Origin of the sequence: Priestia megaterium (genome assembly GCF_023824195.1) — a bacterium.
Taxonomy (GTDB): Bacteria; Bacillota; Bacilli; order Bacillales; family Bacillaceae_H; genus Priestia; species Priestia megaterium_D.
Genome location: NZ_CP085442.1, coordinates 3,394,053 through 3,409,550, shown reverse-complemented (window position 1 = coordinate 3,409,550; position 15,498 = coordinate 3,394,053). Strand labels below are relative to the sequence as shown.

Sequence of the window (15,498 nt, the reverse complement as noted above, 5' to 3'; positions counted from 1 at the left end):
ATGATGGATTACGCTTTTTGAACGTTAGAAGCTTGAGGGCCGCGTTGACCTTGTTCTACGTCAAATGTAACTGCTTGACCTTCGTCTAAAGATTTGAAGCCTTCGCTTTGGATTGCTGAGAAATGTACGAATACATCGTCTCCGTTTTCGCGTTCGATGAATCCAAAACCTTTTTCTGCGTTAAACCATTTTACTTTACCTTGTTCCATAAGTGTTGCCTCCTAGTGTGACACGCACACATTGTGTTACTATCCTTGCCCAAATCTACAGACGAAAGTTAATTAACTTATCAATCTTTACCGAACAAAAATAATTCTTCTTAAACTTAACAGAAATAGGGACTTATTGCAAGGATAGAGTCTGTACAGCTAGAAGTTCTCCTTTATCTATGTTTGCACTATGTGAGCTAAAAAACGATACGTAAGCCTCCTTAGTTCAAATAAAGAGAATGTTTGTGGTACACTTAAATAGTAAAAAACATTTAAAAGTGAGGAATTATATGAACACACCTAAAAAACATCACAGGCCTAAGCGGCTAAAAATTGCTTTCCGAGCATTAATGGTCATTATCGGAGGGATTATTGCAGCTTACGGCTTAGAAACTGTCTTAATTCCAAATCATGTTTCAGATGGAGGAGTAACAGGCATTAGCATCGTTGCTTCAAACCTATTTGGCTTGCCACTCGGGGTTCTCATTGCCGTTATTAACATTCCTTTTGTATGGTTAGGATATCAACAAATCGGGAAAAGCTTTGCCATATTTTCCATCCTCGGAATCGTCTCATTAGCTGTCGGTACTAGCCTCATGCATCACACTCCAGCAATTATTGAAGGAGATACACTACTCGTAACCGTTGTTGGCGGTATTATCCTTGGGTTTGGAATGGGAATTGCACTTCGTAACGGCGGAGCCTTAGATGGCATCGATATGCTGGCCGTGCTGCTTTCTCGAAAACTGCCGTTTGGAACAAGTGATCTTATTTTGTTCTTAAATGCATTTGTATTTATTTTCGTTTCATTAGTATTTGGTCTGCAAGGCGCGATTCTTTCTGCAATTGCATACTTTATTGCATCCAAAGTTATTCACATCGTAGAGGTAGGGTTAAGCGGATCGAAAACCTTCCAGATTATCACTTCTCAGCCTGCATTAATGGTAGAGACAATACGTGATCGTTTAGGTCGAAGCGCTACATACAAAGAAGCTTACGGCGGTTATTCTCATGAAAAATTTAAGGAAATCACTTGCGTAATCAACCGCTTGGAAGAAAGCAAAATGAAAGAAATTATCAACGAAATTGACCCAACGGCTTTTGTTACGGTATATGACGTAGCGGAAGTTAAAGGCGGTAATTTCAGAAAGAATAATATTCACTAAGTTCATAAATCACTACATTTGTACGAACACTCTACAATAATCCACTTTTAGACGGGGGTGTAGAGGTAAGAAAAGCAGCGTGATGTTTTACATCCGCTGCTTTTTTATATCGTAAAATCCACTTGCTTAGCGGAGGGTTTTAAAACCGGATATGCTGAAAAAGTGAAACGGTCAGAGTTAAAGTGATGATTGTTCCTTTGTTTTTCTTCTTTGAAGATTTAACAATTTCTTTTGATACAGCGCTCTATATTATAATAGAAGCAATTGCTACTAGTAAAAGACGCATCCAAATTCTTCCTTCGTTAATGAATAAACAGCAGACTCAGATAGCCTACGTGTACCATATGTATTTGTATTAACTTTCCTATCGTGCTTCATCTAACAAATCCAGCAGAAAAAATCTCTGAACATAAAAGAACAGAGATTCAACAGAATGATGGTTCTTATATAATACAAAGGATGACTTTTCCTGTCTCAGAAAGGTCATCTTTATCGTACCATCACCAAGGACTTGGCGCTGTGCGTTTTCTCACAGCGGGGGAAGAAAAAATCTGCTATTGTATAGAGGTCGGAGTAAACTTTCTTAATTATGTGCGCTTCTTTCATATGTATCGGACCTGCTGACTGAGATCAGCAGGTTTTTTTATGTTACCAGCTAGTTTTCATCTTCAAGGGGGCAAGATCGATTAATCTTTATAGACAAATAGACTTTATACCATTTTACCTATACGTAAAATAGGTTAAAATAAAGAGGTGAGGCATGGAGAGAAAAGAGTTAAATAAGAGGTGCGTAACATTATAATCACAATTTATCTTACAGGGTTATAACGGTGATTATACTAAATGGTGAACGTTGAAAGGGGATACATAGTTTTGAACACAAAATATCTAGATTTACTTGCACAAAAGTATGATACGGAAGAAAAAGTGGTAACCGAAATTATTAACCTTGAAGCTATTCTTCATCTGCCAAAGGGGACCGAACATTTTGTCAGTGATTTACACGGCGAGTATCAAGCCTTTCAGCACGTGCTGCGAAATGGTTCAGGAAATGTAAAAGAGAAAATCAAGGACCTTTTTAAAAATGTATTATCTGACAAAGAAATCAATGAATTTGCGACATTAGTGTATTATCCTGAAGAAAAATTACCGTTGATTAAAGCGCAGTTTCGAAACAAAAAAGAACTATATGAATGGTACACCGAAATCATCGATCGCATGCTTAATCTCATTTCGTACGCTTCTTCTAAATACACGCGCTCTAAACTGCGTAAAGCATTGCCAGATCAATTTGTGTACATTATTGAAGAGCTGCTATATAAAACGGATGAATTTACAAATAAAGAACAGTACTATACAAAGATTGTTCAGCAGATTATTTCTCTGGGACAAGCGGATAAGCTTATTATAGGGCTTGCTTATACGACGCAAAGATTGGTTGTGGACCATCTGCACGTAGTAGGGGATATTTATGACCGCGGACCTGAACCGGATAAAATTATGGATACGCTGATTAACTATCACTCCGTTGATATTCAGTGGGGAAATCACGATGTGTTATGGCTAGGCGCTTTTGCCGGTTCGAAAGTGTGCTTGGCAAATATTATTCGTATCTGCGCGAGATACGACAATCTAGATATTATTGAAGACGTATATGGCATTAACCTGAGACCGCTGCTTAACCTGGCGGAGAAATACTATGATGATAATCCCGCTTTTAGACCAAAAGTAAGCTCGAGTGACAAACTGTCCGATCACGAACGCTTACAAATTACTAAAATTCATCAGGCCATTGCGATGATTCAGTTCAAGCTTGAAAGTCCGATTATAAAAAGACGTCCTTTCTTTAATATGTCAGAAAGGCTGTTGCTTGAAAAAATTGATTATGACAAAAATGAAATTACGATATACGGAAACACGTATCAGCTAGAAAACAGCTGCTTTGCAACGATTAATCCGGCGCAGCCTGATCAGCTATTAGAAGAAGAAGAGCAGGTAATGGAAAGACTGCTGCTTTCTGTCCAGCATTCGGAAAAGCTGGCGAGACATATGAAGTTTCTTATGAAAAAAGGCAGCCTTTATTTGAAATACAACGGAAACTTATTAATACACGGCTGCATTCCTTTAGATGAAGAAGGAAACATGGAAAAAATGACGATAGAAGATAAAACATATGCAGGCCGTAACTTGCTTGATGTGTTTGAACATTATTTACAAGAGGCTTTTGCACATCCTGAAGAAACGGATGATTTGGCAACAGATATGGTCTGGTACCTATGGACAGGAGAATATTCATCACTCTTTGGGAAACGCGCAATGACGACGTTTGAAAGATATTTTATAAGTGATAAGACAACGCATAAAGAGAAGAAGAATCCATACTACTATTTACGGGAAAATGAGGAAGTCTGCCAAAACATCCTCGCAGAATTTAATCTGAATCCTGATCACGGTCATATTATTAATGGTCATACGCCAGTCAAAGAAATTGAAGGAGAAAACCCGGTCAAAGCAAATGGAAAGATGATTGTTATTGACGGCGGTTTTTCAAAAGCGTATCAATCCACAACAGGGATTGCTGGCTACACGTTATTATATAATTCTTACGGCATGCAGCTAGTCGCTCACAAACACTTTAATTCAAAAGAAGAGATTTTATTAGAAGGAACGGACGTCTTATCCGTAAAGCGATTGGTTGACAAAGAACTAGAAAGAAAAATGGTTTTAGAAACAAACGTTGGAGAAGAATTGTTAAAAGAAATTTCTATTTTAAAAGATTTAAGAAAATATCGCTATAGTTAAAGATAAAAAAAGAGCAGTATGCCCCTGGGGCTTCTGCTCTTTTTTATTTAGCGGTACTACACCGTCATTTCCCAGCTCGACATTTCCAGCCAGTTCTCTTGTTCACGATAATCGGGCATGATTTTCCCGACAAGACGCCAAAAGGACCGATCATGATTCATGTGAACCATGTGGCACATTTCATGAACGACTACGTAATCAATTACGTGTTGCGGTGCCATTGCCAGCCGCCAGTTAAAGGTTAGCTGACGCTTAGAGTCACACGTGCCCCACGCTTTTTTACTATCCGAAATCGAGATGGAGCGCGGCTTTGTTTTAAAATGTTTTTGATAGGAGGAGATACTCTTGGTTACTAGCGCTTTACATTGTTGATAGTAAAAGCGTTTGAGCGCTTGTTTTATCGCTTCATCGTCGTGCTGATTGACATAAATCTGAAGCGTGTTCGCTTCAAACACTACAGAATCCTTTGTAATGGTCGAATCGTGATGAATCTGTATCGGATAGTTTTTTCCTACATACAAAAAGCTTTCTCCGTGTTCATAGACTTTTTTCTTTGGTCCACGCGTTCTATCTTTCATTTCGTTTATTTTTTGCTGAATCAATGCCCAGTTGTTCTCTAATAACATACGTACTTGTTCAGTAGATGTTCCTTTAGGAGCAAGGACTTCGACCGTTCCGTATCCGTCTACTTTGATCGCAAAAGAACTTCGGTTTTTATATCGTATTTCATAATGGATACTCTGATTTGAAAAAGTGTGTATCATTTTATCCTCTATATTGTACGGTTAAGCCTCTTAGGAATTTTCGAGCAAAATTCTCTTTGCACGCTTTATAATTTTTATGGCCTTTTTTTCTTAATAATGCACCTAATTCTGCTTTAGATACGCGTATTCCACCGTCGTCGAATATTTCTAACATCTCTTCACTTGTTAGGGATAAAGCAATTTTTACTTTCTTTAATAAGACGTTATACATATTTTGATTGCTCTGAACCGGCGCTGGAGGAGCTTGCCCTGGTTTAGGGTCTTGTTCTCCTCTTTTAAAGGTAATAAAACCGTTTAAAAAAGAATCTAACATACTGTTCGTGCACGGTATATGATCGTCCGCATGAACTGCATCTTCGTCCTCTTCGTCCGGTGTTCTCGTAAGGATCTTTAATACGTCTTCTTTTGTTACGTCTACTCCGCCAAGATTAAAGATCTCTACCATTTCTGTATTTTTTAAATCTAAGGCATATCGTAATCTAATTAAAATATCGTTATTATCCATTCTTGCTCCTCCTATAACTTGCTTGCTGTATGTAAAAATCATGACTGTCACAATCTGAACGGACTTGGTCAATATCAGTACAATTATAGTAACAGGTTCCGCTGGAATTCTAGGTTATTCCATTCATTTCTACAAACATATAACTTCTCATATTTATCAGCCTTCGTCAACTCTTGAAAAAGAACGATTTGCTCATATTATGCCCGAACAGACTCTTTACCATAACAAAAATTAGGCGCCGCAGTCTGCTAAAGGAAGCAGAGGCAGCTTTATTTTTTTAAGAACGGATAGGAAAATTTTTGAAGTTGGAGGATCCCTGTGTGTTGCTAGAATGATATACCTTACTAAATAAATAGTTTTACGTATTTATTTAGTATGTAATTAGGAGTATGATAGTAGTAAAAAAAGAAAGAGGTCAACAAATGAATTCAACATACTCACCAAGAGAATCAACCAAAATCAAAGCTTTATCCATGCATGCGCTTTTTATCGCACTGACGTTTGTAGCTACAATGTTTATCAACATAAAGCTTCCAATCATGGGTAACGGAGGCCTCATCCATTTAGGCAACGTTCCTCTTTTTATAGCAGCCTTTATTTACGGTAAAAAAACAGGAGCCATCGCAGGGGCTTTTGGGATGGGGTTATTCGATCTGATCTCCGGCTGGACAGCATGGGCGCCGTTTACATTTATTATCGTAGGGGCCATGGGCTTTTTAGCAGGTCTTATATCTGAAAAAGCACCTGGTAAAAGAGCACTTGTGAACACACTGGCAGTTGTTGCTGCGCTGATTGTAAAAATCGTAGGCTACTATTTTGCCGAAGTGATTCTTTACGGTAACTGGATCCTTCCGCTTGGCTCTATACCAGGAAATGTGATGCAAGTTGTTATCGCCGGTATCATCGTCGTTCCGCTTGTAGGACGTCTAAAGAACAGAGCTGTACAGATTTAATTGGTCAATCGTAAGTCGTTTTACCATTATCCTATCCTTAAGTGATATACTTGATAGATATTCATCAAGTGAAAGGAGCGGAAGACACCATGAAATATTTAAAATCACAGATGAAACAGCTTATTAAAGACAATCAGGAACTGCAAGGTAAGCTGAATGGACTGATGAAAGAGCACAGTCTTGAAAAAAACTTTGCCCTTAAAGCTCTGTACCATGCAGAAGTTGCTGAAGGCGGGAAATATCAGCTTGCCTACCAAGCATTAGACGCACCGAAAAAGTAATGGCCTTCTTGCTCATTCGTATATTTCTTCATCATAAAAAGGCAGCCAAATCGCTTATTTGGCTGTCTTTTTTAGCAAATAGAATAACATAGAATTATTTTGGCTTTTGCACAACTTCTGTCTAACTGCTTAAATCTTGATAAATAGGGTATTAAAAAATAAATGCTAGCGATCGTTCTAATTATATAAGAAAAGAGGAAAATAGCGATGACCGTATCTGCTTTAGAACAAGCAAAAGTAGAATTATCAAATGGAGAAACAGTAAATTACCGAATGAAAAAGGGCGGAAAAGAGGTACTTTTGTTAATTCACGGAAACATGAATTCTTCCCTTAACTGGGATGTGTTAATGAACGAACTTCCAGAACATATCACAGCTTATGCGATCGATTTAAGAGGATTTGGAGACTCCACTTATCATACACCTATCCACACAATCAAAGACTTATCAGATGATGTCAAACTGTTTGCAGATGCTTTAAAGTTGTCTGCTTTTACAATAAGCGGATGGTCATTAGGAGGAGCAGTCGCTATGCAATATGTGATTGATCATCCGAATGATGCCAAAAATTTAATTCTCTTAAGCTCCGTCAACATCAAAGGATATCCCATTCCAAGAAGAACGTTTCTAGAACTCCCTGTTCCTAACAACTTTATACAAACCAAAGAAGAAGTAAAAGAAGCATTTAGAATGGTAGAAAACGCGAAAGAAACAAAAAACACATGGTTTTTAAAAATGATGCTGCGTCAATTTTTATATACAAAAAATAAGCCGTCTGCTGATCAATTTGAAAAGTATTTAGAAGAAACGATCAAGCAGCGAAATTTAATTGATATAAATTACGCACTAATGAGATTTAATATTTCAAACGATTTTAATGGTGTTGTTCAAGGAACAGGAGAGGTGGAAAAAATTAAGATTCCTACTATGGTTATTCAAGGAGACGAAGATAAGATGGTTTCGACAAGAGATGCATCTGACATCGCGAAAGGCATAGGGGAAAATGCAACATTAAAAATTATGAAAGGTGTGGGTCACTGCCCGTTGTTAGATGATTTAAGCAGTTTAATGGACTTATATAACTCTAATTTAAGCAGGGCTTAGAAAAAGTGAGATTTTCGCTGCTAACAGAAGTTTTTTTATTGCTAGATGCAGCATGTTCTAAATTAACATGAGAAACCCATTCTGTCCTCTGAGAAAGCAGGCAACTAGTAAATAAAACAATTATAAAAAACGTAAGGTCTTTTTGAAGAGCCTTACGTTTTTTGGATTGCACTTACCCTATTCAATTCTGTTTTTCAAAATAAAGAAACAGATTGGTAATCCATTTCGATAGCAGCATCACAATGAGATAAAACAAGAATAAATGGCCGTAAGTAGCCCATTCATGCAGTTGAAAAAAGCCTAGCATTTCTAACAGTGGTTTAAAAATAAAAGCGAGAAAAAGACAAAGACCAGCTGCATATAAATAGTAATTTTTATGATGATTGATTGTCCATTGATAAAGCAGCATAAAAGTCACGGGAATAAGCGAAGCATCTAGGCTAAAGCTTACGGGTATAACGGTATTCATTTGATAAGGATACGTCCATAGCCCGTTATAAACGCCAGCGGTATCAATATAATGAAACCAAACGTGCACGTTAAATCCATAAAATCCTAAATGAAACGCTTTTTTTCGGTCAATTAAAAAATAGAGAATAACTAAAGGTAAAATAAAAGCGGCCAACGTAGCCCAAAACTGCCAAGAGCCTGGACTGGAGTAGTGATGCCAGTATTCAGTCCACGTTTTGGCTAGCTTTTCCTGTAGGTCGTTTATTTTTTCAAGATATTCCTTTTGATTGGTTGTCAACGTGATCCATCCTTTTTCAGTAAGAAAAGTTTTTTTATTTTTAAAATGCCCTTTTCTTAAGGTCTGGATACCTTTTCCTATTAAGATATTCGTAACTTTCTGAGGAGAAATTATGCGTTTGGTACATTAAGTGTAAAGTATGTAGTATTTCATTCTTCTATAGGCACTCCTCGGCTTTCCGCTATGCTAAAATAGTAGCTATGAAAAAAGAAAAAGCAGGGAGCGTATGAATAGTCATATTTTAGACATAGTGATAGCGGTTTTTTTACTATGGTTGGTTTAATTATTCTTTCTTTATCTCGGTCATTATCCGATGAATCAATGAAGCGGGTTCGGATTAAAGGTCTTCTTATCCCCATGTATTGGATAGCTAAAGGACGCTTTGGCGTATCGTTTGAACGATTTGTGCGTAAGTGGCTATATGTATTCGGGATTGTCTTGATGCTTTCATCGATTTGGCTACTTGGAGTTGCCGTTTATCAGCTCATCATTTAAAAAGCAGTTACAGCGACTGCTTTTTTCCATTTTTATGAAACTTTTAGCGCAGTTTTTACGTATAAAAGGTATCAATAAAATAGTAGAAAAAAGGAGTGGTTTTTTGTCTGAAGAAAAGAAAAAGACTGATTATCTAGGAATGGGGTTAGGTCTGGGCGTTGCGATGGGGGCTTCTCTTGGGATGCTGACGGATAATATTGGGTTCGGTATTGCGATCGGAACGTCCTTAGGAGTTGCTTTTTGGAACGGAAATGAATCAAAGAAATAAAAAGGAATAAAATTCTGAAAGAAGGAGTGCAGAATGAAATATTTTGACGAAGCAAAAGAACTATGGTTAAACTATGTCCCGAGAAATGGGCAGTCGGATATCGTAGAAGGAGAGGTCATCCGAGCCATTGAAAAGCTTCGCTGTGAAGCTCAAGGCAACGGAAATGCCAATTGGGACGGCAGATTTGAGATGCTAGTGTTATATATACTAGACGTATTAAATGACCCGGCCGTATTCAGCGCAGCTATTTTAGCCGAAATAAAAGCCGATGTTCACACCTTGCTCACTTCGGCAGAAGATCCGTATTTAGAAGACGACGTATACGATCGTTTGACGGACCGCGTCATTGAGTGGCATATAGCCAAAGGCGGACCTATCAAACGAGAAAGAAATCCTCAATTGTATAGATAAACGTGAGAAAGGAGCTGTTTTAAACAAGCTCTTCTTTTTTTGAGTTCCTGAAGCTTTATTTAACCAACAGGTATCTAATTACATCATGTGCTAAATAAATACATATAAAAAAGCAGCGGTTTACATCACAGCAGTGTAGCATAAACTTCATAAAAAATCGATTCATAAATGGTTAAATGTTCGCTGACCTCCATAAAAAGTTCATAACTGACGCTGTTGCAAACACGTATAGTATTATATCTTTTACTAAATAAGAGATAAAGGAGAAGCGCCGATGTATATTCCAAAGTATTTTAAAGTGAATGATGAACAAATAATGTATGATTTTATTGAAGACAATGGATTCGCCACTTTGTTTTCGTATCATAATGAAAAGCCTTATGCTACTCATTTGCCCCTGATGTTAAACTGGAAAGAAAAAGCTTTATACGGACATTTTGCTCGTCCGAATCAACAGTGGAAAGATGCTGAAAATCAAGAAATTTTGGTTGTATTTCAAGGGCCTCACTGTTATATTTCACCGTCTTGGTATGAAACGAATCAAGCTGTACCAACATGGAATTATGAAGCTGTTCACGTGTATGGAACCATGAAAATGATTGAAGACCCAACTGAACTGCTTGGGCTGCTGAGTAAGATGGTGGAGAAATATGAAAGCCCGAGCAGTACATATACACTAAATGACGTTGATCCTGCTTATATGAATGGTTTAAGCAAAGGAATCATTGGGTTTAAAATCGACATCAGCAAAATGGAAGGCAAACAAAAGATAAGTCAAAATCATTCAGTAGAAAGACAGCAGTTAGTTATAGAAAAGTTAGAGCAGACGTCTCGTGAAAATGAAACGAAAATTGCGGAGCTGATGAAGCAAAATGTGCAGCGCGTGCTTAAGAAGTAAGGGCTGTTGGAAAAGATCAGCAGTTTGTTAAAGGGAAGATAAAAAGAAACTAACTATGTGTTTAGTTTCTTTTTTATGTTCACAACATTTTCTTGTTATTGACAAACAGGCTGTACATCCTTTAAAATTATCTTTAATTAAAGATAATTAAATTAAAGATAATTTCAGCGGAAGTTTAAAAATTTATATATTATGAAAAGAGGCGGAGCAGATGGAATTGTTAGGGTTGCATCATGTATCTATTTTGACGGGAAAAGCTGAGAAAAACTATCAGTTTTTCACTAAAGTTTTAGGCATGCGTTTAGTAAAAAAAACGGTGAATCAAGATAACACTCAGTCTTACCACTTGTTTTATGCAGATGGAGAAGGGACGCCAGGAACGGAAGTAACGTTTTTTGATATTCCGGGGCTTGCCAGAACGAATCAAGGTGCATCTGACATTTCGACTGTGTCGCTTCGCGTTAAAAGTACGGATTCTTTACACTTTTGGAAAGAGCGCTTCGAGCAGTACGGAGTGGAATATGAAGAAATAGCTAAACGAGCTAATCGTGATACGTTAGCATTTAAAGATTATGAAGGTACACGTTTGCTTCTTGTCGCGGACAACGGTGAAAAAGGGGTAAGAGCAGGCGTGCCGTGGAAGCGCGAAGACATTCCGTTAGAACATGCGATTATCGGCTTAGGACCGGTCACACTAACCGTGGGAACGGCAGACCCAACTGTTGACGTACTGACAAACATCATGGGATTTCGCTACGTGAGTTCTTATCCATCTCTTGCAGGAGATCATGGAGATATTTTGGTTTATGCAACAGGTGAAGGCGGAAGCGGAGCCGAAGTCCATATTGAAACGAGACCCGATTTGCCGAAAGTTCGCTTAGGGCGCGGTGGCGTTCATCACGTTGCATTCCGCGTGCCAAATGAAGAAGAATACAATAAGTGGGCAAGTCGATTAAATGAAAACAGTCTGCCGAATTCCGGTAAAGTAGAACGATACTATTTCAAAGCACTTTATTTCAGAGAACCAAACGGCATTTTATTTGAATTATCAACGGACACACCTGGATTTGCGACCGATGAACCGCTTGAAACGATGGGTAAAACATTAGCCCTGCCGCCGTTTTTAGAGCCGAAGCGCAAAGCAATTGAAGCGAAGCTGAGACCGCTAGATTTGGATGACACGCTATAGGATTTCCAAATTGATTGTTGACTATTAAGACATTAAAAAACTCCAGTAGTTATACTGGAGTTTTTTAGATTAACAATCATCGTGATGGAAACCGAAACCACATGCACCAATAATAATGAGTAAAATAAACAGTACGATGATAATGGCAAAACCATTACCTCTGTGGTGGGGAACCCCATATCCATAGTCAGGAGTTATATATCCACAATCTGGAATCATATGCCCATAAGAAGGAGCTGTATAGCCGTGAGACATAGCAGGTGAGAACGGTATATTCTCGTGAGAACTAAACGGTGCGTTTACATTATCATGCATTTCATATCTTCCCTTCGTGTATAAAACTTTTATAAAGCTTTGATAAACTATTCATATGTTCCAAGGCCCTTATGTGAAGCTTATTCACAGCCCAATTATGGTTGATTGACTATATTTTATGGTGAATGGAAATGAAGTAATGAGTTTTACGATGGTTTCATGTTAAAGCTTCGCGCGGCTTGTGACTGTTTAAATTGTTTCGGAAGGGAAAGTTATTCAATCTTTTTAGTATATAACCGATGCTTCTAGAAACGATTATTATGAACGTTTTAATTACTAAAGCAGCTGTTTCTTTTTTATATTCAGAATATGTCCAAGAAGTAAAAATGCTACTGTAATGCCTGCAAGATTTTACATTTTTTATGTATCAACCAAACGATCAATTTATTGTTGCAGAGGCTTCTTTAAGAGTTGTAGATAATAAGCAGAGGTATAATAAAAAAAAGCAGGCATGCGCCTGCTTTTTTTCACTTCATCCTTATTAATGACCAATTGGATACATGGTCGTTACGCTGTAGTCGTAGTCTTTGCCTCTGTAGTCGGTGTACACAACTCTAACTTCTTGGTTTAAAGAACTAATATACTTTTCTTTAACGTAATTGCCAGATTTATTATTGGTGCCGTCTTCACCTTCGTTGATGACTTCTTCGGCAATAGACATCGCTTGTTTTTCATTTAAATACTTGCTGAATTGGCTTTTACCTTGGTAATTGTCAACGCCTGGTTTTTGCATATGCGCGACAATGTGGCAATATCCGTATTTATCATTTCCTTCTTGTAAGACAAGTTCTTTGCCGGTAAATAACCTGTCGCTTTGAGTCTCTGCAGAGCATTGGTTGCTTGATGTAGTGTCCGATGTGCTGCTTGAATTTTCATGCTGCTGAATGAGGGAAATGGGCGAGTTGTTGGTAAATACAGCGATGAGGGCAATAACAAGTGCTACAATGGTGTATACTATTTTGCTGTTTTTTAAAAAATCCATTACTTTATGCTTCTCCTTTTTGAATCAACGTTAAAATTAAATCTACTTTCTTGTCTAGCTGATCAATTAAGTTTTGTTTTACTTGTTCTGATTGTAATAAAGCGCTTCTTAGTTCGTCCATATCTTTTTGCATATACGCACGGTTTTCTTTTTCTTGCTGCAGCTCTTTTTGAAGAGCGTGTATCGTGGACAGCAATTCTTTATCTTGGTTCATTTCTGCGTTCACCGCCTCTGTGTTGATAAAAAGCAACTTATGCCCACTATATAAAATACCATTATCTCCGCTGTAAATCGACTATTTGGATAGGAAATGAGTCCTCCCGGGTGAGGTTTTAGCAGGATATTGCTAGTTGAGAGGAGAATAGTATGGTTTACCGTAGATAGATGAGCTGGGCAGAAAAGAGGGAAGAAAATGTTTCCGGAATTAGAGACAAAACGGCTGATATTAAGAAAAATTGTAGAAGATGATGCGGGTGAGATTTTAGAATGCTTTTCTGATGAAGAGGTGCTGCGCTATTACGGGCAAAAATCTTTAGAATCGATCAACCAAGTGAAAAAGATCATTAAGAATTTTTCTAAAGGCTACCAAGAAAAGCAATTGATTAAATGGGGGATTCAGCTAAAAGGAAAAGAAAAGCTGATTGGAACAATAGGGTTTCAAGAGTGGTCTTTCGAGCATAAAAAAGCAAACGTAAGTTATGCTCTTTTTCCGGAGTATTGGAGCAAAGGATACGCAACAGAAGCCGTTCATGAATCCATTGTTTATGGCTTCAACGAACTTCAATTAAATCGCATAGGAGCGATTGTATTTACGCAAAATAGTGGATCTATCGCCTTGTTGAGCAAATTAGGATTTAAAAAGGAAGGGACGCTAAGAGAGTACATGTTCCAAAACGGCATCCCGTTTGATACATATGTTTATTCGCTACTGCGCGGGGAAGCCAAGATATAATTGTAAGCATAAAAAAAAGGAACATGGGGAGATGTTCCTTTTTTTATGCTTACATTTTTTATTAGAACGTACGTGCAGCTTCTTTAGCGCGAGCAATGCCGTCTTCTTTAATTTCTTGTGCTTTATCTGGCATTGCAGCCTGTCCTTCTACAAATAGGCTTCCGATAGAAGGAACCCCGAAGAAGTTCATCATAATGCGCATATAGCGGTGACCCATTTCTAGTTCACCAGCAGGGCCGCGAGAGTAGATACCGCCGTTTGCTTGAATATGATACGCTTTTTTATCTGTTAATAGACCTACAGAACCTTCTGCTGTATATTTAAATGATTTTCCAGCTACTGCTACAGCATCTAAGTATGCTTTCATCACTGGAGGGAATGAGAAGTTCCACATTGGTGTAACAAATACATATTTGTCTGCTTGAGCAAATTGGTCACTTAACTCGTTTAAGCGAGCAACTTTGCGCTGTTCTTCAGAAGTAAGCGCGTCAAATTCTACGCCGCTTCCAAGTTTACCCCATCCGCTGAATACATCGCCGTCGATGTGAGGGATATGTTCTTGATATAAATTAACATGAACAACCTCATCCGTTGGGTTTACTTCTTTATACTCGTTAATGAATGCGTCTCCCGCAGCCATACTGAATGATTGCGTAGCATCGTTAGGGTTTGCTGTAATATATAATACTTTTGCCATAATTCTTTTCACCTTTCCGTCTTCAATATATAAATGTTGTTTCATGAATTAAAGATAATATGTTCGAAAACATCTACTACGTTATTAATAGTAACTTACGTAACAAATTTAGTCAAAGGTTTTTTATTTGGTTTTATCATATTCACGAACGTCTTTAAGAGTATTACGCTTTTGGGTTTTATAGCTTAATCCTTTAAAGACAAGGGGATGTTTCGTTTTGAAGGGTGATTTTGAACGTTATTCTTTTAGAGGAAAAATCTTTTTTGAAGGTAGATAATTAAAAAACGAGAAAGAAAAATCATATATTTTTGTTGCGTGCGTTATTAATAGTAACAAAAAATAACAGCGTTTAATCATTCATTTAAGATATATTTTTAGCGTAAAACGAGCCGGAAAGAGAGGATTATTTCAAGGGAAATATAATGTAGGGAAGAGGAAAGGAAAAGAGAGTGAGACAGAACTAAATCAATGGACGAACAAATAGAATAAATGAGCTAATATGAATCACTCTTTACACCGTTGCTGATTTCCGTGCAAGACTTCGCTTTCCGCGGGCGGCCGCTGAGCCTCCTCGTCGCGTACGCTCCTGCGGGGTCTCACCTATTCCGCTTTTCCCGCAGGAGTCTTCGCCTTCCCCTCCAATCAACAGCTAGAAGCCACTACATACATGAAACCTACATTAACCATAACCATGAAAAAATCCGAACAAGTTTGATTCTTGATTAAGAATCAAACTTGTTCGGATCTTCCTTCAACTAA

General features: G+C 37.8%; 20 protein-coding genes. 11 read left to right on the top strand and 9 right to left on the bottom strand.

What is annotated here, in order from left to right:
- Positions 1–8: 8 nt before the first annotated feature.
- Complete coding sequence (locus LIS78_RS17570) at positions 9–209, bottom strand: cold-shock protein (protein ID WP_013058096.1); 201 nt, start codon at positions 207–209, stop codon at positions 9–11.
- Between the two features lie 290 nt (positions 210–499).
- Between LIS78_RS17570 and LIS78_RS17565 the strand changes: the two genes are divergently transcribed.
- On the top strand, positions 500–1,375 hold the full coding sequence (locus tag LIS78_RS17565; protein WP_013084111.1) for a YitT family protein: 876 nt from the start codon (positions 500–502) through the stop codon (positions 1,373–1,375).
- A gap of 873 nt (positions 1,376–2,248) precedes the next feature.
- Positions 2,249–4,177: a fructose-1,6-bisphosphatase gene (fbp, locus tag LIS78_RS17560; RefSeq protein ID WP_195782506.1), complete on the top strand. Its 1,929-nt coding sequence runs from the start codon at positions 2,249–2,251 to the stop codon at positions 4,175–4,177.
- A 56-nt stretch (positions 4,178–4,233) separates the two neighbouring features.
- On the opposite strand, the gene LIS78_RS17555 is transcribed toward fbp, so the two are convergent.
- The gene (locus tag LIS78_RS17555) at positions 4,234–4,941 is read right to left on the bottom strand and encodes a M48 family metallopeptidase (RefSeq protein WP_195782507.1); all 708 of its coding nucleotides are present in this window, start codon (positions 4,939–4,941) and stop codon (positions 4,234–4,236) included.
- A gap of 1 nt (position 4,942) precedes the next feature.
- Positions 4,943–5,446 carry a YehS family protein gene (locus LIS78_RS17550; RefSeq protein ID WP_209150248.1) on the bottom strand — a complete coding sequence of 168 codons (504 nt, stop codon included), beginning with the start codon at positions 5,444–5,446 and terminating at the stop codon, positions 4,943–4,945.
- 422 nt (positions 5,447–5,868) lie between these two features.
- Here LIS78_RS17550 and LIS78_RS17545 point away from each other — a divergent pair, with 422 nt between their 5' ends.
- From LIS78_RS17545 to phaZ, 3 genes are all read left to right on the top strand, one after another.
- Positions 5,869–6,399, top strand: a complete 531-nt coding sequence (locus tag LIS78_RS17545) for an ECF transporter S component (RefSeq protein WP_028414615.1) — start codon at positions 5,869–5,871, stop codon at positions 6,397–6,399.
- Positions 6,400–6,488: 89 nt separating this feature from the next.
- The gene (locus tag LIS78_RS17540; protein WP_013058089.1) at positions 6,489–6,680 is read left to right on the top strand and encodes a hypothetical protein; all 192 of its coding nucleotides are present in this window, start codon (positions 6,489–6,491) and stop codon (positions 6,678–6,680) included.
- Positions 6,681–6,887: 207 nt separating this feature from the next.
- Positions 6,888–7,784 carry an intracellular short-chain-length polyhydroxyalkanoate depolymerase gene (gene phaZ / locus LIS78_RS17535; protein WP_252284090.1) on the top strand — a complete coding sequence of 299 codons (897 nt, stop codon included), beginning with the start codon at positions 6,888–6,890 and terminating at the stop codon, positions 7,782–7,784.
- A 181-nt stretch (positions 7,785–7,965) separates the two neighbouring features.
- Here phaZ and LIS78_RS17530 read toward each other — a convergent pair whose 3' ends face one another.
- Positions 7,966–8,532 (bottom strand): CBO0543 family protein, encoded by a 567-nt coding sequence (locus tag LIS78_RS17530; RefSeq protein WP_209150244.1) that lies wholly within the window; start codon positions 8,530–8,532, stop codon positions 7,966–7,968.
- A 270-nt stretch (positions 8,533–8,802) separates the two neighbouring features.
- On the opposite strand from LIS78_RS17530, the gene LIS78_RS17525 reads away from it, so the two are divergent.
- From LIS78_RS17525 to LIS78_RS17505, 5 genes are all read left to right on the top strand, one after another.
- Positions 8,803–9,027 carry a hypothetical protein gene (locus LIS78_RS17525; protein WP_195782511.1) on the top strand — a complete coding sequence of 75 codons (225 nt, stop codon included), beginning with the start codon at positions 8,803–8,805 and terminating at the stop codon, positions 9,025–9,027.
- 103 nt (positions 9,028–9,130) lie between these two features.
- On the top strand, positions 9,131–9,295 hold the full coding sequence (locus LIS78_RS17520) for a glycine zipper domain-containing protein (RefSeq protein ID WP_252284089.1): 165 nt from the start codon (positions 9,131–9,133) through the stop codon (positions 9,293–9,295).
- A gap of 33 nt (positions 9,296–9,328) precedes the next feature.
- Complete coding sequence (locus LIS78_RS17515) at positions 9,329–9,706, top strand: hypothetical protein (RefSeq protein WP_195782513.1); 378 nt, start codon at positions 9,329–9,331, stop codon at positions 9,704–9,706.
- A 274-nt stretch (positions 9,707–9,980) separates the two neighbouring features.
- The gene (locus LIS78_RS17510; protein WP_252284088.1) at positions 9,981–10,604 is read left to right on the top strand and encodes an FMN-binding negative transcriptional regulator; all 624 of its coding nucleotides are present in this window, start codon (positions 9,981–9,983) and stop codon (positions 10,602–10,604) included.
- 211 nt (positions 10,605–10,815) lie between these two features.
- Positions 10,816–11,793: a ring-cleaving dioxygenase gene (locus LIS78_RS17505; RefSeq protein WP_252284087.1), complete on the top strand. Its 978-nt coding sequence runs from the start codon at positions 10,816–10,818 to the stop codon at positions 11,791–11,793.
- 69 nt (positions 11,794–11,862) lie between these two features.
- On the opposite strand, the gene LIS78_RS17500 is transcribed toward LIS78_RS17505, so the two are convergent.
- From LIS78_RS17500 to LIS78_RS17490, 3 genes are all read right to left on the bottom strand, one after another.
- A complete protein-coding gene (locus LIS78_RS17500) occupies positions 11,863–12,048 on the bottom strand; it encodes a YjcZ family sporulation protein (protein WP_374726314.1) in 186 nt (61 codons plus the stop codon).
- Between the two features lie 541 nt (positions 12,049–12,589).
- Positions 12,590–13,090: a hypothetical protein gene (locus LIS78_RS17495; protein WP_209150239.1), complete on the bottom strand. Its 501-nt coding sequence runs from the start codon at positions 13,088–13,090 to the stop codon at positions 12,590–12,592.
- Between the two features lie 4 nt (positions 13,091–13,094).
- Complete coding sequence (locus tag LIS78_RS17490) at positions 13,095–13,304, bottom strand: hypothetical protein (protein ID WP_195782517.1); 210 nt, start codon at positions 13,302–13,304, stop codon at positions 13,095–13,097.
- Positions 13,305–13,502: 198 nt separating this feature from the next.
- Here LIS78_RS17490 and LIS78_RS17485 point away from each other — a divergent pair, with 198 nt between their 5' ends.
- Positions 13,503–14,042 carry a GNAT family N-acetyltransferase gene (locus LIS78_RS17485; protein ID WP_252284086.1) on the top strand — a complete coding sequence of 180 codons (540 nt, stop codon included), beginning with the start codon at positions 13,503–13,505 and terminating at the stop codon, positions 14,040–14,042.
- Positions 14,043–14,103: 61 nt separating this feature from the next.
- Here the strand turns inward: LIS78_RS17485 and LIS78_RS17480 are convergent, their stop codons facing one another.
- Together LIS78_RS17480 and LIS78_RS31460 are read right to left on the bottom strand one after the other, a co-directional pair.
- A complete protein-coding gene (locus LIS78_RS17480; RefSeq protein ID WP_195782519.1) occupies positions 14,104–14,739 on the bottom strand; it encodes an FMN-dependent NADH-azoreductase in 636 nt (211 codons plus the stop codon).
- A gap of 511 nt (positions 14,740–15,250) precedes the next feature.
- Complete coding sequence (locus tag LIS78_RS31460) at positions 15,251–15,385, bottom strand: hypothetical protein (RefSeq protein ID WP_268241092.1); 135 nt, start codon at positions 15,383–15,385, stop codon at positions 15,251–15,253.
- Positions 15,386–15,498 lie beyond the last annotated feature (113 nt).